We start from the raw sequence: 24,199 nt of genomic DNA on the forward strand, positions 1-24,199 counted from the left end.
TTCTCTTTGGCAAAAATATCTAACTCTTATTATAGGTTAAATAGACTAGTTAAACAAGTCGCCCTCCTCATACTTGTGCTGACTAAGTCACATTTTAGCGCATAAAAAAGAGACTAGGCTAACCTAGTCTCTTTGGCTTATTCTGCTTGATCTTGTTGATGAATTTGGTTGAGTAATTGATCAATGCGATTTCCGTAGTCTACAGAACGGTCACGTTCGAAACGGATTTCAGGTGTCTTGTAGAGCTTGAGAACCTTGCCCAGTTCACTGCGAACTAGACCTGTTACTGCCTTGAGCCCTGCTTCCGTCTTCTGACGCTGACCAGCCTTATCGCTGAGTGTTGAGTAGAAGATGGTAGCCTGTTGCAAGTCGCCTGTTAAATCCACATCGGTAATGGTCACCCCTTCGATACGCGGATCTTTGGCTTCGCGTAGCAAAATGCGGTTGACTTCACGCATGATTTCTTGGCGTACACGGCCTACACGATAGTTTGCCATAGGCTTGCTCCCTCCTAGCTACGTTTGACTTCAACCATACGGTATGGTTCGATGATGTCGTCAATCTTAATGTCGTTATAGTTTTCAATCATAATCCCGCACTCAAAGCCCTTAGTAACTTCTTTTGCATCGTCTTTGAAGCGTTTGAGACTAGCTAGTTCGCCTTCATAGATGACAATGTTGTCACGAATAATCCGAACCTTGCTGTTACGTTGGATGAAACCATCCAAGACATAAGAACCTGCAATGGTCCCAACCTTAGAAACGACGAAGGTTTCACGAACAACCACTTGACCAGTAATTTCTTCCACGTATTCAGGATCTAGCATACCCTTCATGGCTGTTTCGATCTCCTCGATGACATTATAGATAATGCGGTGGAGACGAATATCGATTTCGTTATCGTTGGCCAAGGAACGAGCTTGTGGCGTAGGACGTACGTTAAAGCCAATAACAATGGCACCTGAAGCTTGAGCTAGGGTGATATCACTTTCGTTGATGGCCCCTACCGCTTGGTGGATAATGTCCACGCGGACGCCTTCAACATCAATCTTCTGAAGACTAGCGGACAAGGCTTCAACGGAACCTTGTACGTCCCCTTTGATGATGACATTAACAGACTTGAGCTCGCCTTCTTGCAGGCTCTCGAACAAGTTGTCCAAGGTCACCTTCTTCTTAAGGTCACGCATAGCCAACTGAGCACGTTTAGCACGTTCTTCACCTGCCGCACGAGCAGATTTTTCGTCTGGGAAGACTACAAAGAGGTCACCCGCTTGCGGCGCGTCATTCAAACCAGTGATTTCAACTGGCGTTGCAGGACCCGCTTGGCGAATACGACGGCCAGCGTCGTTGACCATGGTCCGGACTTTACCGTAGGCATTCCCGACAACGATTGGATCCCCCACATGAAGGGTCCCTTGTTGTACCAAGAGAGTTGCCGTTGAACCTTGAGACTTGTCTAAACGGGCTTCGATAACGGTCCCGATAGCCAAGCGTTGAGGATCAGCCTTCAATTCTTCCACTTCAGAAACTAAGAGAATCATCTCCAAGAGTTCTTCAATGTTTTGATTGAACTTAGCAGAAATTGGCACGAAGATAGTTTCCCCACCCCATGCTTCTGGAATCAAACCGTGCTCGGTTAATTCTTGCATGACGCGATCAGGATTAGCCCCAGGCTTATCAATCTTGTTAATAGCAACGATGATTGGAACATCAGCCGCTTTGGCGTGGTTAATAGCTTCAACCGTTTGAGGCATGACCCCGTCATCCGCTGCTACCACGATGATGGTGATGTCAGTAACATCCGCACCACGGGCACGCATGGTGGTGAAGGCCTCATGACCAGGCGTATCCAAGAAGGTAATTAACTTGTCGTTAATCTTAACTTGGTAGGCCCCGATGTGCTGAGTGATCCCGCCGGCTTCACCTTCGGAAACGTTGGTATTACGCAATTGGTCCAAGAGAGTGGTTTTACCATGGTCGACGTGACCCATAATGGTCACAACTGGTGGACGTGTGACTAAGTTTTCAGGCTTAATTTCTTCTTGGGCGAAGTGACGTTCCAAGTCAGCATTATCAATGACTACTTTTTCTTCCGCTTCTACCCCATATTCCATGGCAATTAATTCAATAACTTCCTTGGAAAGCGCTTGGTTTTGGTTGGCCATAACCCCTAACATAAGAAGTTTCTTTATGATTTCACTAGCGTCACGGTGGAAGAGCTTAGCAATCTCTTGGATATTCATACCTTCCGTGTAGACTAACTTCTCTGGCAATTCCTTATGCTTACGAGCAGTAATCCCCTTGGATTCGGTCACGTTAGCATTTTGACGGTTGTGACGGCCACGGTTCTTACGGCGGCTACCACCACCTCGGCGATTAGAGTCAAAGTCTGATTGGTTATGACGTTGATTTTGGTTGTTAGACTGTTGGCCATTGTTGCGGTTGCCTTCAGGCTTAGCCTTGGCTTGGCCTTCGTGGTTTTTAGCAGACTCTTGGCCATGTGGCTTCTTAGCTTGCTTGTTGCCTTGGTGGGCTTGATTTTGGCCTTTGCTTTCAGGCTGTTTGTGACCTTGCTTGGCTTCAGGCTTAGCCTTAGGCGTTGGCTTGTCTTGTTTTGGCTTTTGCGTAGCTTTCTCTGTTGGCGCAGCCTTTGGTTGACGCAGTAAGCGTTCCAATTCTTGAGTTTGTCCCTCGGTCATGGAGGACATATGGCTATTGAATTCAATACCATTTTTCTTTGCCAATTCTAATACAGCCTTGGAGCTCATATTATGTGCTTTGGCAAATTCATATACGCGACTAACTGTCATTGTCTCACCTTCCTATTCCTAAGAATTGGTCAGTAGGGCTAATAGGAAAGATAGGTCTTAGCCATCCCCCGGTTGGTGATGGCCACGATTGAACGAGTCTTTCCCACAGCGTGACTGATTTGTTCTCGGTTAAATGTCATTTCTAGTGGAACATGATAGCGCTGGGACCAATCCTGATAACGTGTACGGGTAGCGTCACTTGCATCTTGGGCACAGAGGACCAAGGCCACACGCCCGCGTTTAATGGCTTTCTCGACGAGTTCGTCACCACTAATCAGGTTACCCGACCGGTTGGCCAGGCCTAACATGTTCAGTTTCTTTTGTTCTGGTGTCATAGTAATTCTTTACGCGCCTGTTGATGATCAATATAGGCATAGAGTTCATCGTAGAAGGCGTCATCCACTTTCATACTGAAAGCACGGTCAAAGGTCCGTTTCTTCTTGGCTTCCAAGGCCAGATTGCGGTCTAGGCCAATATAGGCACCACGACCATTTTGACGACCACTTGGATCAATCGAAATCTGTCCTTCTTTGGATTTGACCACCCGTACCAGTTCCTTCTTAGGGAACATGGTCTGGGATACAATACATTTACGCATTGGCACCTTACGTGGTGCTTGCTGTTTCTTCGTTTGCATCGGGTCCCCTCCTTCGCTCAGCCCTATTCTTCGCCAGCAGGTTCAGATTCAAGCTTTAGATCTTCTACTTCAACTGCTTGGTCCAGCGTTTCAGCTGGAAGTTCTTCTGCTAAATCCTCTTGACTAGCTTCAGCTGCAGCTTGAGCTTCTAAGGCTAAAGCCGCTTGCTCTTCTAAGTAGTCAGCATAAGAAGATTCTGACTTGATATCAATTTTATAGGTCGTCAAACGAGCAGCGAGGCGGGCATTTTGACCCCGTTTACCGATGGCCAAGGATAATTGGTTATCCGGTACTACCACGATGCAGGCATGCGCTTCTTCGTTGAAATCAACCTTGAGAACTTGAGCAGGGCTCAAAGCATTTTGAATGAAGACAACTGGATCTTCATTCCATTCGATGATGTCCATATTTTCGCCGTTGAGTTCGTTAACGATAGCTTGAACACGTTGACCACGTGGGCCCACACAGGTCCCAACAGGGTCGATATTCTTGTCGCGTGAACGCACTGCAACTTTGGCACGGTCACCTGCTTCACGAGCGATGGCCATGACTTCAACCGTACCATCGTAGATTTCTGGTACTTCCTGTTCGAAGAGGCGGCGCAAGAAATCATTGTGAGCACGGCTGACCACGATTTGCGGGCCCTTGCTTGTCTTATCAACCTTGGCTACATAAACCTTAATGCGTTGATCAGGTTCAAATTGTTCGCTAGGGATTTGTTCCCCAAGTGGCATAATAGCCTCCACACGGCCAATATTGACATAGATAAAGCGGTGATCTTGACGTTCTACCGTCCCAGTCATGATTTCATCTACATATTGGCTAAATTCCTCGAAGATATTCTCCCGTTCAGCTTCGCGAATACGTTGCATGATGACGTGCTTAGCAGTCTGAGTCGCAATACGACCGAAGTCCTTAGGTGTCACTTCGAATTTGATTTTGTCGCCAATTTCGTAAGCGCGATTAATCTTGAGCGCTTCTTCTAGGCTGATTTCTAAGGTCGAATCATAGTTGGTTTCTACAACTTCTTTGACCGAGTAGACCTTAATGGTGCCCTTATTCTCATCGAATTGGACCTCCACGTTTTGGGCTTGGTCATAGTTTTTCTTATATGCTAGAGCTAAGGCAGATTCCAGGGCTTCCTTAATGACTTGGCGAGAAATCCCCTTTTCTTCTTCTAAAACCTGCATTGCTTTAACAAGTTCCTTACTCATTGTCTATCCTCCAGTAGTCTATTAGAACTTAATAGCCAGACGCGCTTTGGCGATGGCTTGGCGTTCGATTTCTAGTTGTTTTTTGACAGTTTTAATTTGGACAGTCAGCGTAACTTTGTCATCTGTCACAGCTTCTAAAGTCCCTTCATGGCTCTTAGCACCGTGTTGTGGCGCATAGTAGTCTAAATGCACATACTCACCTATTGCCTCTCGCAAGGCTTGATCAGTTTTCAATGGCCGTTCCGCCCCTGGTGATGAGACCTCTAAGAAATAAGCCTCAGGAAATGGATCAGGCTTAATACTATCCAGATGTTCGCTGATTTGCTCACTGATGGCCGCACAGTCATCAATGTCAATCCGTCCTGGTTTATCCGCATAGATGCGAAGGAACCAAGACTTACCTTCCTTGACATATTCCATGTCAACCAAGTAGCAGCCGTTGGCTTCTACTATCTCGGTAATGGCTGGTGTCACCTTATCTAAAATTGCACTCATAGTTCACCTCATTCTCTCATGCAAAAAGAGCAAGCGTCACCGCTCACTCCTTTCCAACTTGATTTCGACTGTATTCATTATACCACAAAGAGCCTAAGTGTCAAGCCTTTGGGCTTAGTTACTAGGCGCGCACCCCAAATTGACGCTCCTTAACATGGATGAACTCCGTCACCATCTTGCAGTAAGGTGTATCAATGCCTAAGTCGGCCCCCATACGTGCAACAGCCCCATTGATGTAGTCAATTTCAGTTAGGCGCTTTTGTTGAACTAGATCTTGGTGCATTGATGGATAGTGACCTGCTAACTTAACCGACAAGTCCATAAGGTACTGGTAGATTTTCTCTTCATCGAGGACAATTCCTTTGGCTTTGGCTACGGTGATGAACTCGTGCATGAGTTGACGAACGATTAAGCGCCCCTCTTCCGAAGAGAAGAATTCTGCAATGGTACAATCTGTTAAGGCACAAGTAGAGTTCATAGTCCCATTGACACAGGCCTTAGTCCAGATAGCCTTAAAGACTTCTTGGTCATATGTTGCATTAAGCCCAGCTTGGTTAAGTAAAGCTTCTACCTCTAGGCCAACTTCTTTACCGCTTGGGTCAAGGGCACAGAAATTAATGGTTCCGGAATCTTTGAGACGAACTTGCCCCGGACCAAGAAGGACAGCAGTCCAAACGGTTACCCCCATCATAATATTGTGTGGATCCACGTATCGTTTAATGACTTCTTCATGTCCTAAACCATTAAGTAAACAGAAAACCTTGGTGTGCTGATCACGTAAGTGAGCCGTTTCCTGCAGGGTTGTCTCCAATTGGTGGGCTTTGACGAAAAGAATCATGAGGTCACAGACAGGCGCATCCTGACCAAAAGGCCGAATATCTAAGGCTACCGTCTTGTCTTGGTCACCGGTAATAATTAGGCCTTTTTCTTTGATTGCTTGAATGTGGTCTTGCCAGCCATCGAACAAGACAACTTTTTGGCCAGCTTCAGCCATTTGGTAGCCGAAACGGCAACCCATTGCGCCGGCACCTACAATATAGGTTAGCATAACGAGTCCCCTCCTATGTAAGTTTATTAACTAACTTCATTATAGCACTTTTTAGGTAAGAAAAAAAGACGCAAATCCTGTTATGAAACAGAATCCACGTCAATAAGGTCTTATTTTTCTAAGATTTCTTTTTCTTTTTCAGCCGTTAATTTTTCGATTTCTTTGACGAAGTCATCTGTTAACTTTTGAATGTCTTTTTCTAGACCTTTCAAATCATCCTCGGTGATTTCCTTGTTCTTCTCTGCCTTCTTAGCATGGTCAATGGCATCACGACGGATGTTACGAACACGGACCTTAGCCCCTTCTTGTTCCTTACCAACGGTTTTAGCCAATTCTTGGCGTCGCTCTTGAGTCAAGGCAGGAATGACCAAACGCACCACAGACCCATCGTTAGATGGCGTAATGCCCACATCACTCATTAAGATTGCTTTCTCAATATCCCCCAGGGTTCCTTTGTCATAAGGGGTAATCAAGAGCATACGCGCCTCTGGAATGGTGATGGATGCTAATTGGTTGAGTGGAGTTGGCACGCCATAGTATTCAACACTAATACGGTCTAAAATGCTGGCATTAGCACGCCCAGCCCGAATAGAACCTAACTCGCGTTGGTAGGCGTCAACGGTCTTTTGCATACGTTGCTTAGTATCTTTGATTAATTCAGTAGTCATTGAGACAGCCTCCTACATATTTTGTACTAACTTATTATAGCATATTTAATCAAGCTTGAGTATAGCCTATTTTATCCAAAAAGAGCGCCCCAGAGACTAGGAGACGCTCTTAAAAATCATTATTTGCCGCCAACGACCGTCCCGATGGATTCACCCAAAACTACCCGACGAATGTTACCAGGTTCATTCAAGTTGAAGACAACCAAAGGAATATCGTTATCCATGCTGAGCGAGCTAGCGGTAGAGTCCATAACCTTTAGGCCCTTAGCAATAACATCTAAGTGGGACAAGTTGTCGAACTTAGTTGCATTGGCATCCTGGCGTGGATCGGCATCGTAGACACCATCCACATTATTCTTAGCCATCAAGATAACGTCTGCGTTCACTTCGGCAGCACGCAAAGCGGCTAGAGTATCAGTTGAGAAGTAAGGGTTCCCGGTACCTGCTGCAAAGATAACCACGCGGCCCTTTTCCAAGTGGCGGATAGCACGACGACGGATAAATGGTTCCGCAATTTGGCGCATGTCGATAGAGGTTTGAACCCGAGTTGGTACGCCATTGTTCTCCAGAACATCTTGTAGGGCTAAGGAGTTCATGACAGTCGCTAACATGCCCATGTAGTCGGCTTGCGCCCGTTCCATGCCCATCTCAGCCCCTGTAATCCCTCGCCAGATATTGCCACCACCGACAATAATGGCGATTTCTACGCCTAGGGCGTGAACTTCTTTAATTTCCTTGACCATTTCTTTGATGGTTGCTGGATCAATACCAAAGCCAGATTGTCCAGCCATGGCTTCGCCGCTTAATTTCAAGACGACACGTTTGTATTTCGGTTCTACCATTTTCCTTACTCCTTACCTTGATTTGCCTGAAGAGTCCGTTTTTCAGAAAAAGCCCCAATCACTTGGGGCTTAGTCAATTAGACGAGCTTATTTACCCATTTGGGCAGCCACTTCGTCTGCAAAGTTATCTTGACGTTTTTCCATACCTTCGCCGACTTCATAACGGACAAAAGTTTTCACTTTACCGCCCTTAGAAGCTACGAATTCAGCAACTGTTTGGTCAGGATTCTTAACGAATGCTTGTTCAGTTAAGCTGATTTCAGCTAAGTATTTGTTCATACGACCTTTAATCATTTTCTCAACGATGTTAGCTGGTTTGCCTTCGTTGAGGGCGATTTCGGTTTGGATCTTTTCTTCGTGTTTGTAGTCTTCTTCAGATACATCTTCACGGCTTACGTAACGTGGGTTAATCGCTGCAACGTGCATTGCAACGTCTTTAGCTGCTACAGAGTCGTCAGAACCTTCGATAACAGTTAAGACACCGATACGGCCACCCATGTGGAGGTATTCACCGAAAGCATCGCCATCAGCTTTAGACAATACTTCGAAACGACGAAGAGAAAGTTTTTCACCGATAACGGTTGTACCTTCTAAGATTAATTCTTCGATTGTCTTGTCGCCAACTTTAACAGCTAAAGCTTCTTCCATAGTAGCTGGTTTTGCTTCAGCAATAGCTTTAACAACAGTTGCAACTAAAGCTTGGAACTTGTCGTTCTTAGCAACGAAGTCAGTTTCAGAGTTCAATTCGATTAAGGCAGCAGTGTTGCCGTCTACATAAGTAGCAGTAACCCCTTCAGCTGCGATACGGTCAGCTTTTTTAGCAGCTTTAGCTAAACCTTTTTCACGCAAGAAGTCTACCGCTTTGTCGATGTCGCCTTCAACTTCAACTAAAGCTTTTTTAGCGTCCATCATACCGACGCCAGTCATGTCGCGTAATTCTTTTACTAATTTTGCAGTAATGTTTGCCATTTTGTATGTTTCCTCCTCAGGTCTTATAAAAAACTGTCTCAACACAGGTCCCTAGCCTTGAGCCTATGGTTATCCTCCTGAATTAAGACAGTTCATGCTTATACTAAGTTAAGTAACGCTTAGGCTTCTTGGCCTTCGTTTGATTCGAACAAGTTATCGAAGAAAGCTTTGTCAGTTGATTCTTCAGCGACAGATTCTACAACCCCTTGGTTGCTTTCGATAACAGCGTCAGCCATAGCACCAGCGATTAAGCTGATAGCGCGGATAGCGTCATCGTTAGATGGGATTACTACGTCGATTTCGTCTGGGTCACAGTTAGTGTCGACCATAGCAACGATTGGAATGTTTAATTTTTGAGCTTCTTGAACCGCGATGCGCTCTTTACGTGGATCCACGATGAAGATGACATCTGGAATTCTTGGCATGTCTTTGATCCCGCCTAAGAATTTCTCTAAACGCTCTTGTTCCTTACGGATTTCGATAACTTCTTTCTTAGGAAGTACTTCGAAGGTCCCGTCTTCAGCCATTTTTTCGATAGCTTTCAAGCGACGGATACGGCCTTGGATAGTATCCCAGTTAGTCAAGAGACCACCCAACCAACGGTGGTTGATGTAGTATTGACCTGAACGAACTGCGTGTTCTTCAACAGCTTTTTGAGCTTGTTTCTTAGTACCAACGAAGAGTACTACACCGCCGTCAGCTGCTGCTTCACGCATGTAGTTGTATGCTTCGTCAACTAATTTAACGGTTTTTTGTAAGTCGATGATGTAGATACCGTTACGTTCTGTAAAGATATAACGCTTCATCTTAGGGTTCCAACGACGAGTCTGGTGACCGAAGTGTACACCAGCTTCTAATAATTGCTTCATAGAAATTACTGACATTTCTATACCTCCATTTGGTTTAATATTTTTCCTCCGAACGTGTCACCTAGCAAGGAAACTTGGTTACCCAAGCACCGTCCTAACTATCAACGAACGTGCGAATTGGAGCATCGGGTGATGCAACCTTATATAATATACACCATCCCATAAGAAAAAGCAAGGCCTAAGTTATGTCAAACCTTGCTCTATATCTATCTCGAATTGCTCAACTAAATATCTGTTGGCTAAGCGCTAGCCGTTGGACCTTCATGGTTGCGGTTCGTGGAATCTCCCCCCACTCCAAGATAATTGCTTGGTTGAGGTGAGGCATATCCGCGGTCACTTCCCACCAGGCTTGCCAATCCATGGTCATGCCATCGTTGACTGCAATAACCGGCTGTGCATAGCCCTTTGGGTCTCTAATAATGACCACTTCAGCCAAAAAATCCAGTTTATCCAAAAGAACATCCTCTAATTCAAGTGTACTTGGTAGATCCTCAACTAGGTCGACTTGGCGATCTTGCAGATAGAGATGGCCACGCTGATCTATATAACCGTAGTCCCCACTATCCCACCATTCACCATAAACATTTTCAGCAAATCGCTCTTCTTCTTGATAGTAAGTTAGAGCCCTGCCCTTGGAATAGAGTTGGATATGTCCTGGTTGGCCTTGCTTGACAGGATTACCCTCAGCATCACATATTCTGGCCTTGGTTAAGTCGCCAAGGCCTAGCCCCATGTCTCTGGCTTCGAGATTAGCTAAGCTTCTTGAGCGATGGGCTCTTAAAATCATAGGCCCACATTCACTTTGTCCGTAGACCTGTAGGAAGACAGGATGGTTAGCCTTAGCTGCCTTCAAGAATGAAGCCATGGTATCGCCATTAATGGCATCAAAAGTCGAATGGAAGTACTTAGTCTCCTTAAAAAGGTCCGGATGACCCTGTGCTAGGCTACGCCACTGGACAAAATGATTAGGATGAGTTTCCACAGCATATGGTGGATGTGCTCTGAAAGCAACCTCCACTGAAGCTAGGTCAGGAGTCGATAGCGGCATCATGGGAAAGCCCAAAGACATAAGGCTGGAAACTCCAATATTGAAACGTGAATGCACAGGACTAACCAAAAAACTACAGAGTTTTCTCTCTTGCATCAGGTCTAAAACCCGCTTCTGCCAGAGGGTCCGCCAGCCCATGCTAGAGCAAGAATGACAGATAAACTTTGGAATTCCAGTTGTGCCCGATGTATGGGTCATATAGGCAATGGCATCTAAATCGAACTTAGTTGACTCAAGCTCATTTACTTCTTCCGCATCTAGTATAGAGTCAAGACTTAAGTAGCTTGAGCCATTTGGAGTGGCAAGTTGTGACACCTTTTTGGCCGTTTTCTGGTCGTAAATTAAGGCGTGTCCTTGCCCCAGCCTTTGGCCGAAGACCTTAATAACCTCAGCTCCTAAGTGATAGGACACCATGACTGGTACCGCGCCAAGTTTAGTCAAGGCAAGCGCTAAAAGATAGGTATCAAAAGCGGGTGATTTGTAGACCATGACCTTAGTGCCAGGCTTGATACCTAATCTGGCTAACTGCTTAGCACGTCGATCAATGGATTTTAAAGCATCCTGATAGCTAGTTTCAAGACCTAATTCCGGGAAAGCTGCTAAAGTCTGATCAAAATAAATGGGAACATGAGGCCATTTGCGACTAGCAGTCGCAAAGTTATCATAGAGATTGAGAGGCTCATAATCAAATCGCGCCATAATCTGTTTTCTCACCTTTGGCTTGTAGGTCCCCTTCTTCTTCTACTTGCTTATCTTCAGATTTACCTGGCAATAGGGCAACAGGAACTAGGTCCTTGATGAAGCTTGTGGCACTATCTATCTTGCCTTGAACGACTTCCAAGAAGTTGGCATTTGTTTCATCCCCCTGCTCCTTATAGATGGCTTGGAGCTGAGCGAATCCTTCTTTTAGCAAGTCACTATCCTCTGTATCACGGATTTCACGTTGTAGAGAGATAAGAAACGCGAGGAAATTGTCCCCTATCTCGTTCAAAGTTTCAATACCTGTAGCCTCAATAATGCCAAATATGGCACCGAAGAATTCTTCTAACTCTTGGGCAGAATGCTGGTCAACCCATTGACCAAGGGTAGCTTGAAGACGCTGACTCCCTGGGGTTACCGACTCTACTTCCTTGAAACTTATCTTATCGATTTGCCAGTTCTCTAGCAGGTGTTGCATCATGCTAATGCCTTTGCAGGCGACCACCTTGGCTTGAACTGTATGGAAGAGAATCTGACTGACCACCGCATCCTCTGGCTGGAAGGCATGAATCTTGGACTCAATGGCCAAATAGCCCTCTGTCTCTAGAAAATCCCTTTGGTAACCCGGCCCGTCATAAGCATAAATGGCTGACACTTGATTCTGTAGCATTTTATCAAGTTGACTAGCGGCATAAATTGCTAAGTTGGCCCCTTTGGAGTGACCGGCTATAATATATTGACCATCAAATTCAGTCATGACTTTGGTCAGGTATTCTCTAGCAGCATCCTGAGCCGGCACCTGGGTTTGGTGGCTCATATTGAAGTCTTCTTTCCAACCTACAATCGTTTCATCTGTCCCACGGAAGACTACCAAATAGGTATTAACTTCCGGAATATAGAAGGTTGCCGCCGCAAACTGCTTCTCTAACTTGAGGTCTAAGTCGGATTGAAAGCCGAAAATCTGAATATTACGATAGCGTGATGCTTGGGCTGCAGCCTTGGCTACCTCAAGCCGTCCCTTGGAAATTAAAAAAGGATTTTCCTCTTGAATTTCTTTTTTGTCTTGAGCAAACTGCTGGTAAAAATCCATCACAGAAATGGCTTTTGATTCGGATATAACATGACTGACATAATCATCTAACTTGAGATAGACCATTTCAACCATAACGGCAATATCTACCTCATTAAGAGGTTGGAGCTCAAAATCAACATGGCCGATATTCTTAATATACTGTTTAAAATCTGACATTTAGTCATCCCTCTTTTCTGGACATAGTAATCCTACTTTCATCCTAGCACTTTAAGCAATAAAAGCAAGTTTCCTGATTATTTTGTGTCTAACTATACACAAAAAGAGGCAGGAATCACTTCCTACCTCCATTCCATATCATTTAGATTGATGCTTTGGTTTGAGAATCTCACTATAAATAACCGCATCCTTAAGGTTCTTGCGATTGAGCTTGGTGAGTTTAGAACCACGCCCTGTATGGTGCTGATTAGAAGCACCTATACGTTCAAGTTGAATGGCATCTGCATCAGATTCGGCCAAGGACCAATCTTGGTCACTGTCACCCCACCGATCAGCCAAGGAAGCTTCCATTTGAGCTTGGGCCTGATCAAACTCAACCTCGTCCAACATAGACTGGCCAGCTTCGCCTTTTGCTTGTAAGAGATTATCCGCCTCAATTTCCTCAGCACCTAGAGCTTGGTCTAATTCTTGGTTAAGATAATCAATCTTATCTTCTAATGAGGCTCTCTCCTGATCAGTGAGATTAGGATCCTGAGCTGCAGCCATGAGCACATTCAATTGAGCTGACAGATTTCTTAGTGAATACTGAGGGTCTACTTGAGGCATTGGGTTCTGGCGGAATCTTGCTTGCTTGCCCGCCGCATTATCACGAATCATGTCCCGAATTTTAGGAATGAGGAAAGACGCAAGGAAAATCAGCAAAAAGATATAGCCTCTCATTGGTTAACTCCCCTTTCATCATGACTTAAGTGTCCTATTCAGAAATCACTGTGTCGCCGGCTGGTTTTTCATCCTTAGCAATGGATTCACGCATGGCAGTATCGGCTTGGATATTTTGTAATTGATAGTAATCATGAATGCCTAGGTTGCCTTTACGGAAAGCTTCGGCAATAGCTAATGGCACTTCAGATTCTGCTTCAACCACTTTAGCGCGCATGCGTTGTACTTCGGCCAACATCTCTTGTTCCTGGGCAACCGCGAAGGCACGACGTTCTTCAGCCTTAGCTTGAGCAATCTTCTTGTCTGCTACAGCTTGGTCAGCTTGCAATTTAGCCCCGATGTTACGGCCCACATCAACGTCCGCAATATCAATGGATAGAATCTCAAAGGCAGTCCCTGAGTCTAAGCCTTTACGTAAAACAGTTTGGGAAATAGAGTCTGGGTTCTCTAGGACAATGGAGTGCTTAGCGGCACTACCTACGGTCGTAACAATCCCTTCACCAACACGGGCAATGATGGTTTCTTCACCAGCACCCCCGACTAAACGTTCAATGTTGGCGCGAACAGTCACTTTGGCTTTGGCCTTAACTTCAATCCCGTCCATAGCGACACCCGCAATAATTGGGGTTTCAATTACCTTAGGGTTAACCGATACTTGAACGGCTTCAAAAACGTTACGCCCTGCCAAATCAATGGCAGCTGCTTGTTCGAATTCCAAGTCAATATTGGCACGTTGAGCCGCAATTAAGGCATCAATGACCATGTTGACATTCCCACCTGCTAAGTAGTGAGCTTCAAGTTCATTTGTATTAATGACTAAGCCTGCTTTGGTTGCCTTAATCATTGGGTTAATAATCATTTTTGGCACAACCCGCCGCAAACGCATCCCGATTAAATTCCCAATCCCCACTTTAACACCAGAGAAGTAGGCGGTAATCCATAAACCTACTGGTACAAAGCGGAAGAAGAGGCTAATCAGTACTAATAAGACGATAATTAATAAACCTAATGGAATCCATCCATTCATTATGCTTCTCCTCCTTTTCTAACAACAAGTGTCCCTTGGCTGACAGCTTGAACCGCAACCGTCGCCCCTTGACTAATAAAGTTGTGGGCACTTCGCGCCTCATAGACTTGGCCATCCACTTCAACTTTACCAATCGGTTTCAAATCCGAAATAGCATGTCCTGAGTGACCAATGAGCGGGTGATCAGCGCTAGCTGCCTGGTCTCCTTGTCTTCCTCGAGCATGAGAGTTAATCTGCGCATCTAGAATTAAGGCTTCATTGACCTTAATAGACAGGCCAAACTTCAATAGGACGAAGAAGACTGTCACACTGACAAGTCCAATCCCGAAGAGTAAGAGCCAGGTCTCTTGCCAATTCTGTGTATGGTATTGGAGTACCAAGCCCATGACAACTGAGCCAATGAGGCCTGCAAAACCTGTTTGTGGTAAGTAGAACTCTAAGATGACCATGACTACCCCAACTGAGAAAATGATAAAGGGTAAGAGTCCATCAGACTGCCAAGCTTCAAAATACCAAGCAAAGGAAGCTAATGCTAAAAGTGCTGTCGGCAACTTCTGCTTGAAGAAGAGCGTGGCCGTCGCAAAAGCAACCCCCAACAAGATAAGTAGATACACGAGTTATTCCTCCTCTCAAGTTTCTAAGTCTATTATAGCACTTTCACTAAAGCTTGAAAACTATTTACACAAGGTTACGAATTCGATTCTTCAGAAGATGAGAGCTCTTCAATTGGTCTAGCATCTTTGGCCTCGCTAGGAAGCTCAAATTTCATATCTGAGACCTTATTATGGCGACTAAAGGAAATTTTAGCATGCTGGATGTGTGGGCTCCCTTCTATTTGGGTCTCTACCTTCAAATCAAGTGATTGGAGATAATGTTCCTTTTTAGAAACCTCTAGAGTCAAACTAAACTTGCCTTGCCTTTCATTTGAGTCTGTCTCCGTCAAATCCATTAGCAAGTCTCTTGACAAATCACCAAGGAGGCCAAGGTCATGGCCTTGCAATTTCAGCAAGTAACTTGTTTCCGATTCTTCAACGGTCATTTTTTCAGTTAGCTTTTTGTCTGCTAAGACTGTCAGCAGGCGCTGGTATTCTGGTTTGATATCCTCTGTTTTAGCTGTCGATATCGTGTACCATTGGCTATTGAGACGCCCATAAAAGGTTTTGTCATTCAAGCTCTTTATGATTTCAACGAACCGTCCATCAGGATAGCCCTGATCTAGAATACCAAAGTAATGAAGACCGACGATTTGCCCAACCTTATTATAGGCCATGTCACCTTCTAAGGCTGTGACATTGGTCTTGTCATCTGATAGGACTATTTTATCGAAGGACATGAAGACTGAAGAAAGTAGCCGCTCTCGCCATACTTCTTCCATGATTTGGCTAGCCTTAGGAGAGGACTCACGACTTTGGCTGGAGTCAGCTGTTTCACTTGTTTCATCACTTGATTCAGACCTATCAGAACTGCTGTCATCTTCCAAGACAGCCTCTTGCGTCCATGCAGCCAAGGTCAGATCTTTCTCAGAGACTTGATTAATATCTGCTACCGATAGCTCTGCGGACCGCTGTTCTTGATCGTCTTGATAGTGATAGCTTAACCCCTTAAGATTAAAATCCTTCTGGTCGATTATGAGCTCAAGACTACTCTTTTCTTGACCGACTTTATCTCGCCCAATACTAAAGAGGAAAAGGTGGGTTAAGGACTGGTCCTTGTCACTGATGTAGACATGATAACTCGAATCTTTAAGTTCAACCTTAGCGTATGGGGCGTCAAGTAAAATAATGGACGTAAGAATATCCTGGTAATTGACATAGGCAAAGGGGTAAGTTATCTGACTATAGCTAGCCTGATCAGTCTCTAATTTTGTATAAAAAAGATAATCATCTTGAGCTTTCTTAGTCAAGTAATACTCAAATTTAAGTATGCCAGCCAAATTGAATTCTTCATGATTAAAGGAAAGTACCGGCTCACTCTTCTGGTCATCACTGACTTCAAATTTGTTCCAGGCTATATACGTATCTTCACTTGGCACAGAAAACTCCTTAGTTTTTCGAGAGGTCTTTGCGGTGATTTTAACATTTAACACCTTTTGTCGCGCTTGCTCTAGCTTATCCTGTAATTCAGGAAAGGTCATACGCTCAGTCTCTTCAGATATCAGTGAACTTCCCTCACTTGCTTTAGAACTTTCCTCAGAGGTAGCATCTAAAATAGGTGGGCGTGCAGCGACACTTTGGCCCATATAGTTGACAAGAAAACTTAATCCTAAACAGCCAACTAACAATTGCTTAGTCAAGTGTTTCATCTTATTGACCTCCTTACCCTCGAGTACTTAAATCAAAGGATAAATTTGATAGTTCAATTATAACATAAAGCCTTTACAGTCAACAAATAATACTATTAAAATAGCGAGAGCATGACTGCTCTCGCTATCTACCTTATTCAAAAATAGTCAAGGTCTGACGTTTCTCCCGCATGAGGACATCTCGACCCAATAGTTTGTAGAGGGTCGCTGCTAAAGGAATCCCCAGAATCATGCCTGAAATACCCATTAAGCCACCACCGACTGTGAAGGCCACTAAGACCCAGAGACCTGGTAACCCAATAGAACCTCCCACCACACGTGGATAGATTAGGTTCCCTTCCAGTTGCATGATAATGATGACCATGACCAGATAAAAGAGCGCCTGGCTTGGTGAAACAGCCAATAGCATCAAAGTCCCTACTGCTGCAGAGATATAGCCACCAATAATAGGAATTAAGGCCATAACCCCAGCAATCACTCCTAACATACCCGCATATGGCAGATTGAAGATGCTGGCAGCAACAGTGACTAGGCTGCCCAGAATGATGCCTTCCAAGGTCATCCCCACGAAGAAATTGGTGAAGGATTCATTCATTAGGCGAATAATATCTAAGAGAGTCTGAGCGTGGCTAGGTTTCAAGTAGGCCATAATGAGCCGCTTACCTTGTAGTAAAAGACGTTCCTTAGACCCCAAAATATAGAGGGCAACCATCAAGGACAGGATGGAGTTAATAGTATTAGATGCCACCCCAGTAATTGTAGTAAAGGTAATGTTTAAGAAGTTAGAAGACAAGCTGTTAAGAACTGTCATGGATTGTTGAATCAGGCTGCCCCAGTTGATATTAAGCTGTGACATGAGGGTCTGCAACTGAGGGAAATAAGCATCATACTCTTCAATCGCCTTCTGTAGCCAAGTGCTGACACTTGGAATGACCTCAATAAAACGACTAATAGCGGTCGATAACTGTGGTAAGACTAGGACCAGAATCATAATAACCGCCAAGACAAAAGTCAAGAGGGATAAGAGCATCGATACTGGTCGCTTCAGTTCTTTAATCAACGGCATTTTTACCTGTAACTTAGTTAAAAGCCTTTCGTAGCGAACCATAAGTAGATTCAAGATGTAGGCAAAAATAGCCCCGTTAATAATTGGTCCCAAAGTCTTATAGATGGATCCGACTAAGCCCATAATGGAATTCCAGTTCCATACAACCAAGACAATGAGGGTGATTAAACCAATGTATTTCATAATATATTTATCGTAGCGTGCCATAGCGCTCCTCCTAGCAATCCTAATCAAGCAATAAGTCATTGGGATTGTCAAAATCACGAGAGATTAACTCTTTATGTTTAATTTTACCTTACGCTAGGCTAGAAAGAAAGTCAAGTAAATAAGAAGGCCTTGCACATTAAAAAAGATGACTAAGTTAACTTAGTCATCTTACTCGCCCTTATTCTTGATTAGGTTTTGATTCAAAGACCAGGTGGTCATCTTCTAAGTGCACCATCACATGCGAGTTAGCTTGTATGTCCCCGGCAATGATAGCCTTAGCTAATGGCGTTTCTAATTCACGCGTCATATAGCGCATGAGTGGACGTGCCCCGTAGACTGGGTCATAGCCATTATGAGCTAACCAAGTGGCTGCTTGATCATCTAGCTCTAGGCTAATATCTTGGTAAGCCAAACGTTCTTGCAGACTCTTCAAGAGTTTGAAGACAATCTTATTCATGTGGCTTTGTGCCAATGGTGTAAAGAGTACGGTGTCGTCAATCCGGTTGAGGAACTCTGGCTTGAAGTGTTGACGCAAGAGTTGACGGACTTGAGCTGCTGTCTCTGGATTGATGCTACCATCGTCCTCAACTCCTTCTAACAAGAGGCTTGAGCCAATATTAGAGGTCATAATCAGCACTGTATTCTTGAAGTCAACAGTCCGTCCTTTAGAGTCGGTCAAGCGACCGTCGTCAAGAACTTGGAGCAGGATATTGAAGACGTCTGGGTGAGCCTTTTCAATTTCATCTAATAAGACGATGGTATATGGCGTCCGTCGCACGGCCTCTGTTAATTGGCCCCCTTCTTCATAACCTACATAGCCTGGAGGAGCCCCTACCAGACGAGAGACATTGTGTTTCTCCATATACTCGGACATATCAATCCGGACCAGATGGCTTTCTGAGTCAAAGAGGGTTTCAGCCAAGGCTTTGGCTAACTCTGTCTTCCCTACCCCAGTAGGTCCTAAGAAGAGGAAGGAACCAATTGGACGGTTAGGGTTTTGTAAGCCTGCACGAGAACGTAAAACTGCTTCCGCTACCTTATCAACTGCCTCGTCCTGGCCAATGACGCGTTCATGTAGGGTGTCGCTAAGCTTAAGTAACTTCTCACGTTCACCTTCCACCAGTCGATTAACCGGAATTCCTGTCAATCGACCTACAACCTGCGCGATTTCTTCGTCAGTCACTGATTCTTGGGTCAGACGTTCATGACGTGGCACAGTTTCTTTGGCTTCAAGTTCTGCTAGTTCCTTCTCTAATTGCGGAATCTTACCATGGCGCAGGACGGCTGCCTGTTCCAAATCATAGCTAGCTTCCGCTTCTTCGAGTTGGTGACGAGCCGCTTCTAACTCCAGGCGTTTGTCACGCATTTTGTTTGAAGCTTCTTTTTCGATTTCCCAACGCATTTTGAGCATGTTGGCTTGTTCGCGTAAATCAGCTAATTCTTCTTGTAAGTTCTCTAAGCGTTTCTTACTTGCTTCGTCGTGTTCTTTCTTAAGTGCTGCTTCTTCGATTTCAAGTTGCATAAGACGACGATTGACTTGGTCCATTTCTGTCGGCATAGAATTAATTTCGACCCGTATGGTTGCGCAGGCTTCGTCGACTAAGTCAATGGCCTTATCAGGTAAGAATCGATCGGTAATGTAGCGGTTGGACAGGATAGCTGCTGCCACCAAGGCGTTGTCATGAATGTTAACCCCGTGGTGGATTTCGAAGCGTTCCTTGAGTCCCCGTAAGATAGAAATAGTATCTTCCACGGTCGGCTCTTGAACAAGTACCCGTTGGAAACGACGTTCCAAAGCCTTATCCTTTTCAATGTTCTCACGATATTCGTCTAAGGTAGTGGCACCAATACAGTGCAACTCCCCACGCGCCAACATAGGTTTAAGCAAGTTACCGGCGTCCATGGCACCGTCAGTCTTACCAGCCCCCACAATCAGGTGAATCTCATCAATGAAGAGCAAGATTCTGCCTTCTGACTGTTTCACTTCCTTAAGAACGGCCTTGAGACGTTCTTCAAATTCACCGCGATACTTGGCTCCGGCAATCAAGGCCCCCATATCAAGGCTGTAGATTTCCTTGTCTTTGAGGTTCTCAGGTACATCGCGTCTTACAATACGATGGGCTAAACCTTCCACAATGGCAGTTTTACCAACACCTGGTTCCCCGATTAAGACTGGGTTGTTCTTGGTCTTACGTGATAGGATTCGGATGACATCCCGAATTTCTTCATCACGTCCGATGACTGGATCTAGTTTATTCTCTCTTACGGCTTGGACAAGGTTTGTGGCATACTTGGCCAAAGCTTCATAGGTTTCTTCTTGGTTTTGTGATGTCACGCGTGATCCTCCTCTCAATTGATCGATACGTTCTTTTAATTTAGACTCACTGATATCATGTTGATTTAAGAATTGAGTTAAGGGATTGCCCTTTTGTTTATATAAGGCAAGAAGAATGACCTCAGTTGATAAAAATTCATCCTTATTGTCCTTAGCAATCTGGTTAGCTGCTGCAAAAAGTTGGTTAAGTCGTTGACTAATGGCTTGGCCATACTGGACATTGCTTCCTGATACGACACTGATTGCGTCAATCTCCTTGTTGACTAGTTGGCGAAATTCTTCCATAGGAACGCCAATTTCTTCATAGAGACGTGCCGCAAATTCATTAGGTTGAATCAGAACATGCCAGAGATGAGGAATATCAATTTCCTGATGTTGCCGGGTTATAGCAATCTGTTGCGCTTGACCCAAAGCTTCTTGCATGGTTGTTGTCATTTTTTCAATCATCTTAGCACCTTCCTTTATAGTTGTTTGGTCAAAAATAGTCAGTGTTTTTAGTGTTTAATAATAGCCCAATCTTGGGCACATTCTTAGTATAGACCAAAAGTCAAAAAAGGTCAAGAGTTTTCTCTGACCTTTTTTGACTTTAAACTTTTCTTAACCTTTTAAGCCTGGTGTATAGTTGTAAATATTGCTGAAGCCCGCTGCTTCGAGACTTTGTGCCACACGGCGTGACTTGACACCTCGGTTACAGTAAACCGCAATTGGCAAAGTCTTGTCTCTATCAGCTAAATCCGTCAAGATAGTTTCCTCAGGATGATGAAGTGCTCCCTCCATATGACCTTCTTCATAATCCGCTTGAGACCGGACATCAATGACTAGTCCCTCCGGATTTTGTGCTTTGAAATCCTCAACGGCTTGTAAATCTGCTAACTGACGCATAATATCCCTCCTATAATTTAACGCCTAAGGCGATACGGGCATAGCGACTCATGCGACTTGGGTCCCAAGCTGGATACCAAACCAACTCAACCTTAACTTCTTTAATTTGGTCAATCTTAAGCAAAGCCTGTTTGACATCATTGATGATAACGTCTGCTAAAGGGCAACCAATTGTGGTCAAGGTCATCTGAACTTCACAGACCCCTTCTTCGCTTAAATCGACTTCATAAACCAAGCCAAGATTGACGATATCAATTCCCAGTTCTGGGTCAATCACTTCTTCCAAAGCGGTTTGAATCTGGGTCTGTAGTTTTTCTGTTAGTTCTTGACTCATGGTCACAAGCCCCTTTCCTTGGCAATTACTCCTTCATTGTAAGCTATTTAATAGAAAAATCAAGTATCTTGCCTGTCATTAAGAGTTGAAAGCCAAGGCAGAAATGGCTATACTAAGATGATAAGGAGGATTTCCATGCAAGCCTATCTCATCGCCATTGATTTAGATGGCACAACCTTAAATAATCAATCACAATTAAGTCCCTATACCATTCAAGTCCTACAAAAAGTACGTGATATGGGGCACCTGGTCGTTATCGCCACTGGGAGACCTTACCGCAACAGTCAACAGTTTTACAAGGCGCTTGACCCTCAGGCGCCCATTCTTAACCTTAATGGAGCTTATGGCCACTATCCTGGTCGTCCCAACTGGCAAGCACGCTATGAAGCAGAGATCCCACGGGAATTAGCTCTCAAAATTATGGATCAAAGTCGAGACCTAGGTGTTTCCTTAGTCTGTGCTGAAGGTCCCGGTTACGTCTTTGTTTCTAGTTATGATATTCCGGATAGTCCCTTCTTCCAAGTTGATCCAAACGATCTAACCTTGATGACACCAGAGAGTCTGACCTTTGGTCCGACATCACTTAGCGTCTTTTCAACCGCTGAGACTCAAGAGCCAATTAAGAAATTACTCTTAAAAGAATATGGACAACAGGTCGATATTGATATTTGGGGCGGCACCCTTCCCTTTTTGGAAGTGGTTCAGAAAGGCGTCAATAAAGCTTATGGGATTGATCGCTTAGCCCAGTTCTACCATATTCCCAATTCCCATATTATGGCTTTTGGCGACCAACACAATGATCTCTCTATGATAGCTTATGCTGGTCGTGGTGTAGCCATGGCAAATGCTATTGAACCACTTAAAGCAATTGCTAACGATATAACATCTTACACAAATGACCAAGACGGCTTAGCCCGTTACTTGGTTGAATTCTTCAAGCTATAAGCAAATCCCTCCCCTATACAAGGGGAGTTTTTTTAGGCCCTAAGTACAAAAAAACTCAGAGCTCAAGCTCTGAGTTTTTACGCATTTAGGGTTTGCGTCTATTAGTCGCACTAACTTAGTTACGACGACGTACTGGAGCGATGACATAAGTCGCTGCTAATAAGAGACTTAAGCCAGCCAAGCCAGTTAAAATTGTATCTTGTTCACCAGTCTTAGGTAATTCACGCTTACCAGAAGGAGTTGGTGGGGTTGGAGGTTTCTCATTGGCAGTGTTATAGTTAATAATCTTAGCTGAAGTGGCAGTAAGATCCTCAACCTTCCATTCATATCCGCCTTCATTAGTTGGATCTAACTCATCAACAGTGTAGACACTTGGCGTAGTAGTGCCATCTTGGTAGAGTGGTAGGTCCGTCCAAACTACTTGCCCATCTTCCTTCGGTACATCACGTAGCTCACCATAGGCCTGACCATCACGCTTTAATTGGAACTTAGCATTTGGACGCTTCATATCAGCACCAAACCCACGCCATTGTTTGTTAACAGTAAAGCTTGTGGTCTTGTTTTGAAGTGTGTTAGTTACAGTCACAGTGCTTGCTGTTTGATCAGCATAGGTCGCTGCATATGGTGAATCCACTGCTTGTACTTCTTGAACAGTGTAGACACTTGCTTCATTCTTACCTTCTTGGTAGTAAGGTAAGTTAGTCCAAGCAACTTGACCATCAACTGTTGGAACAGCTTGCGGTTGGCCATAAGCTACCCCATCACGGTAGAGTTGGAATTGAGCTTGAGGGCGAATGGTTTGATCCTTATCACCTTTCCAAACTTTGCTTGCAACAAAACCAGTTGTCTTGAAGGTGTTTGTAACGGTCACACCACCATTGGCATCAGAAGTGTAGGTAACTTCATAGCCATTTGGTGTTTCAGTTAATTCTTCTACAGTGTAAATAGAAGCCTCAGTCTTACCATCTTGGTAATATGGTAAGTTAGTCCATGTGACTAAACCGCCTTCTTTTGGTACATCCTTAGCTTCACCATAGTTAGCACCGTCACGTTTGAGTTGGAACTTAACGGCAGGACGTTTGCTTGCGTCTTGGTCGCCAGCCCATACCTTGGTTACTTTGAACTCGGTAGTACGGTAAGTATTGGTTACAGTTGCACTTGTTGCGGTTTGATTGCTATAGGCTACTTCATAGCCAGTACCTTCTACGCCAGTTTCTTCTACTGTGTAAACAGATGGATCAGTCTTACCATCTTGGTAGTATGGTAAGTTAGGCCAAGTTACTTCACCGCCTGCTTGTGGTACGTCTTTGGCATCGCCATAGTTAGCACCATCACGCTTAAGTTGGAACTTAGCTGCTGGACGCTTAGTAGCGTCTTGGTCACCAGCCCAAACTTTGGTCGCTTTAAATTCAGTGCTGCGGTAGGTGTTGGTTACAGTTGTACTTGTAGCGGTCTGATCACTATAAGCTACTTCATAGCCAGTACCTTCTACGCCAGTTTCTTCAACCGTGTAGACAGAAGGCTCATTCTTGCCATCTTGGTAGTATGGCAAGTTAGACCAGCTTACTTCCCCGCCTGCTTGAGGTACGTCTTTGGCATCGCCATAGTTAACACCATCACGTTTGAGTTGGAACTTAACAGCCGGACGTTTGCTTGCGTCTTGGTCGCCAGCCCAAACTTTGGTCGCTTTAAATTCAGTGTTACGGTAGGTGTTGGTTACAGTTGCACTTGTAGCGGTCTGATCACTATAAGCTACTTCATAGCCAGTACCTTCTACGCCAGTTTCTTCAACCGTGTAGACAGAAGGCTCATTCTTGCCATCTTGGTAGTATGG

Annotated in this window: 23 protein-coding genes; 1 reads left to right on the plus strand and 22 read right to left on the minus strand. The window is 44.5% G+C overall.

The window, feature by feature from the left end; all coding sequences use genetic code 11:
* Nucleotides 1-137: 137 nt before the first annotated feature.
* From rbfA to RWO08_RS03110, 21 genes are all read right to left on the minus strand, one after another.
* A complete protein-coding gene (rbfA, locus tag RWO08_RS03010; protein WP_291428453.1) occupies nt 138-497 on the minus strand; it encodes a 30S ribosome-binding factor RbfA in 360 nt (119 codons plus the stop codon).
* A gap of 14 nt (nt 498-511) precedes the next feature.
* Complete coding sequence (infB, locus tag RWO08_RS03015) at nt 512-2,809, minus strand: translation initiation factor IF-2 (protein ID WP_306486975.1); 2,298 nt, start codon at nt 2,807-2,809, stop codon at nt 512-514.
* A 38-nt stretch (nt 2,810-2,847) separates the two neighbouring features.
* On the minus strand, nt 2,848-3,144 hold the full coding sequence (locus tag RWO08_RS03020) for a ribosomal L7Ae/L30e/S12e/Gadd45 family protein (RefSeq protein WP_306486974.1): 297 nt from the start codon (nt 3,142-3,144) through the stop codon (nt 2,848-2,850).
* Nucleotides 3,141-3,446 (minus strand): RNase P modulator RnpM, encoded by a 306-nt coding sequence (rnpM, locus tag RWO08_RS03025; protein WP_070755620.1) that lies wholly within the window; start codon nt 3,444-3,446, stop codon nt 3,141-3,143. The genes RWO08_RS03020 and rnpM overlap by 4 nt, the downstream gene beginning before the upstream one ends.
* A gap of 23 nt (nt 3,447-3,469) precedes the next feature.
* Nucleotides 3,470-4,660: a transcription termination factor NusA gene (nusA, locus tag RWO08_RS03030; protein WP_306486973.1), complete on the minus strand. Its 1,191-nt coding sequence runs from the start codon at nt 4,658-4,660 to the stop codon at nt 3,470-3,472.
* A gap of 21 nt (nt 4,661-4,681) precedes the next feature.
* Complete coding sequence (rimP, locus tag RWO08_RS03035; RefSeq protein WP_070755622.1) at nt 4,682-5,155, minus strand: ribosome maturation factor RimP; 474 nt, start codon at nt 5,153-5,155, stop codon at nt 4,682-4,684.
* Between the two features lie 121 nt (nt 5,156-5,276).
* The gene (locus RWO08_RS03040) at nt 5,277-6,203 is read right to left on the minus strand and encodes a 2-dehydropantoate 2-reductase (RefSeq protein WP_314211204.1); all 927 of its coding nucleotides are present in this window, start codon (nt 6,201-6,203) and stop codon (nt 5,277-5,279) included.
* A gap of 110 nt (nt 6,204-6,313) precedes the next feature.
* Nucleotides 6,314-6,835, minus strand: coding sequence for a ribosome recycling factor (gene frr / locus RWO08_RS03045; protein ID WP_373690453.1), 522 nt, complete (start codon nt 6,833-6,835; stop codon nt 6,314-6,316).
* Between the two features lie 155 nt (nt 6,836-6,990).
* A complete protein-coding gene (gene pyrH, locus RWO08_RS03050) occupies nt 6,991-7,713 on the minus strand; it encodes a UMP kinase (RefSeq protein WP_023392068.1) in 723 nt (240 codons plus the stop codon).
* An 87-nt stretch (nt 7,714-7,800) separates the two neighbouring features.
* Entirely contained in the window at nt 7,801-8,682 is an 882-nt protein-coding gene (tsf, locus tag RWO08_RS03055; RefSeq protein ID WP_035364288.1) for a translation elongation factor Ts, read from the minus strand.
* Nucleotides 8,683-8,801: 119 nt separating this feature from the next.
* Nucleotides 8,802-9,566, minus strand: coding sequence for a 30S ribosomal protein S2 (rpsB, locus tag RWO08_RS03060; RefSeq protein ID WP_314211205.1), 765 nt, complete (start codon nt 9,564-9,566; stop codon nt 8,802-8,804).
* A 205-nt stretch (nt 9,567-9,771) separates the two neighbouring features.
* A complete protein-coding gene (locus tag RWO08_RS03065; RefSeq protein ID WP_314211216.1) occupies nt 9,772-11,298 on the minus strand; it encodes an AMP-binding protein in 1,527 nt (508 codons plus the stop codon).
* Nucleotides 11,285-12,547, minus strand: coding sequence for an Mbeg1-like protein (locus RWO08_RS03070; RefSeq protein WP_314211206.1), 1,263 nt, complete (start codon nt 12,545-12,547; stop codon nt 11,285-11,287). Before RWO08_RS03070 ends, RWO08_RS03065 begins: the two co-directional genes overlap by 14 nt.
* Before the next feature lie 138 nt (nt 12,548-12,685).
* On the minus strand, nt 12,686-13,267 hold the full coding sequence (locus RWO08_RS03075) for a hypothetical protein (protein WP_291432228.1): 582 nt from the start codon (nt 13,265-13,267) through the stop codon (nt 12,686-12,688).
* Between the two features lie 34 nt (nt 13,268-13,301).
* On the minus strand, nt 13,302-14,294 hold the full coding sequence (gene floA / locus RWO08_RS03080) for a flotillin-like protein FloA (RefSeq protein WP_070755627.1): 993 nt from the start codon (nt 14,292-14,294) through the stop codon (nt 13,302-13,304).
* Entirely contained in the window at nt 14,294-14,908 is a 615-nt protein-coding gene (locus tag RWO08_RS03085) for an NfeD family protein (RefSeq protein WP_070755628.1), read from the minus strand. The genes floA and RWO08_RS03085 overlap by 1 nt, the downstream gene beginning before the upstream one ends.
* A 74-nt stretch (nt 14,909-14,982) precedes the next feature.
* Complete coding sequence (locus RWO08_RS03090; RefSeq protein WP_314211207.1) at nt 14,983-16,596, minus strand: DUF6612 family protein; 1,614 nt, start codon at nt 16,594-16,596, stop codon at nt 14,983-14,985.
* A 133-nt stretch (nt 16,597-16,729) separates the two neighbouring features.
* Nucleotides 16,730-17,869: an AI-2E family transporter gene (locus tag RWO08_RS03095; RefSeq protein ID WP_314211208.1), complete on the minus strand. Its 1,140-nt coding sequence runs from the start codon at nt 17,867-17,869 to the stop codon at nt 16,730-16,732.
* Nucleotides 17,870-18,047: 178 nt separating this feature from the next.
* Nucleotides 18,048-20,651 carry an ATP-dependent chaperone ClpB gene (gene clpB / locus RWO08_RS03100; RefSeq protein WP_314211209.1) on the minus strand — a complete coding sequence of 868 codons (2,604 nt, stop codon included), beginning with the start codon at nt 20,649-20,651 and terminating at the stop codon, nt 18,048-18,050.
* A gap of 150 nt (nt 20,652-20,801) precedes the next feature.
* Nucleotides 20,802-21,086 carry a rhodanese-like domain-containing protein gene (locus RWO08_RS03105; RefSeq protein WP_314211210.1) on the minus strand — a complete coding sequence of 95 codons (285 nt, stop codon included), beginning with the start codon at nt 21,084-21,086 and terminating at the stop codon, nt 20,802-20,804.
* 10 nt (nt 21,087-21,096) lie between these two features.
* Complete coding sequence (locus tag RWO08_RS03110) at nt 21,097-21,420, minus strand: metal-sulfur cluster assembly factor (protein ID WP_070755633.1); 324 nt, start codon at nt 21,418-21,420, stop codon at nt 21,097-21,099.
* A 135-nt stretch (nt 21,421-21,555) separates the two neighbouring features.
* On the opposite strand from RWO08_RS03110, the gene RWO08_RS03115 reads away from it, so the two are divergent.
* On the plus strand, nt 21,556-22,365 hold the full coding sequence (locus RWO08_RS03115; protein ID WP_314211211.1) for a Cof-type HAD-IIB family hydrolase: 810 nt from the start codon (nt 21,556-21,558) through the stop codon (nt 22,363-22,365).
* A gap of 115 nt (nt 22,366-22,480) precedes the next feature.
* On the opposite strand, the gene RWO08_RS03120 is transcribed toward RWO08_RS03115, so the two are convergent.
* The coding region (locus RWO08_RS03120; RefSeq protein ID WP_314211212.1) for a Cna B-type domain-containing protein at nt 22,481-24,199 on the minus strand (1,719 nt) is incomplete at its 5' end.

Source organism: uncultured Abiotrophia sp., from assembly GCF_963520105.1.
Lineage (GTDB): Bacteria > Bacillota > Bacilli > Lactobacillales > Aerococcaceae > Abiotrophia.

Coding starts and splice junctions, on each gene's coding strand:
- rbfA (WP_291428453.1), bottom strand. CDS start 497: ATGGCAAACTATCGTGTAGGCCGTGTACGCCAAGAAATCATGCGTGAA.
- infB (WP_306486975.1), bottom strand. CDS start 2,809: ATGACAGTTAGTCGCGTATATGAATTTGCCAAAGCACATAATATGAGC.
- RWO08_RS03020 (WP_306486974.1), bottom strand. CDS start 3,144: ATGACACCAGAACAAAAGAAACTGAACATGTTAGGCCTGGCCAACCGG.
- rnpM (WP_070755620.1), bottom strand. CDS start 3,446: ATGCAAACGAAGAAACAGCAAGCACCACGTAAGGTGCCAATGCGTAAA.
- nusA (WP_306486973.1), bottom strand. CDS start 4,660: ATGAGTAAGGAACTTGTTAAAGCAATGCAGGTTTTAGAAGAAGAAAAG.
- rimP (WP_070755622.1), bottom strand. CDS start 5,155: ATGAGTGCAATTTTAGATAAGGTGACACCAGCCATTACCGAGATAGTA.
- RWO08_RS03040 (WP_314211204.1), bottom strand. CDS start 6,203: ATGCTAACCTATATTGTAGGTGCCGGCGCAATGGGTTGCCGTTTCGGC.
- frr (WP_373690453.1), bottom strand. CDS start 6,835: ATGCAAAAGACCGTTGACGCCTACCAACGCGAGTTAGGTTCTATTCGG.
- pyrH (WP_023392068.1), bottom strand. CDS start 7,713: ATGGTAGAACCGAAATACAAACGTGTCGTCTTGAAATTAAGCGGCGAA.
- tsf (WP_035364288.1), bottom strand. CDS start 8,682: ATGGCAAACATTACTGCAAAATTAGTAAAAGAATTACGCGACATGACT.
- rpsB (WP_314211205.1), bottom strand. CDS start 9,566: ATGTCAGTAATTTCTATGAAGCAATTATTAGAAGCTGGTGTACACTTC.
- RWO08_RS03065 (WP_314211216.1), bottom strand. CDS start 11,298: ATGGCGCGATTTGATTATGAGCCTCTCAATCTCTATGATAACTTTGCG.
- RWO08_RS03070 (WP_314211206.1), bottom strand. CDS start 12,547: ATGTCAGATTTTAAACAGTATATTAAGAATATCGGCCATGTTGATTTT.
- RWO08_RS03075 (WP_291432228.1), bottom strand. CDS start 13,267: ATGAGAGGCTATATCTTTTTGCTGATTTTCCTTGCGTCTTTCCTCATT.
- floA (WP_070755627.1), bottom strand. CDS start 14,294: ATGAATGGATGGATTCCATTAGGTTTATTAATTATCGTCTTATTAGTA.
- RWO08_RS03090 (WP_314211207.1), bottom strand. CDS start 16,596: ATGAAACACTTGACTAAGCAATTGTTAGTTGGCTGTTTAGGATTAAGT.
- RWO08_RS03095 (WP_314211208.1), bottom strand. CDS start 17,869: ATGGCACGCTACGATAAATATATTATGAAATACATTGGTTTAATCACC.
- clpB (WP_314211209.1), bottom strand. CDS start 20,651: ATGATTGAAAAAATGACAACAACCATGCAAGAAGCTTTGGGTCAAGCG.
- RWO08_RS03105 (WP_314211210.1), bottom strand. CDS start 21,086: ATGCGTCAGTTAGCAGATTTACAAGCCGTTGAGGATTTCAAAGCACAA.
- RWO08_RS03110 (WP_070755633.1), bottom strand. CDS start 21,420: ATGAGTCAAGAACTAACAGAAAAACTACAGACCCAGATTCAAACCGCT.
- RWO08_RS03115 (WP_314211211.1), top strand. CDS start 21,556: ATGCAAGCCTATCTCATCGCCATTGATTTAGATGGCACAACCTTAAAT.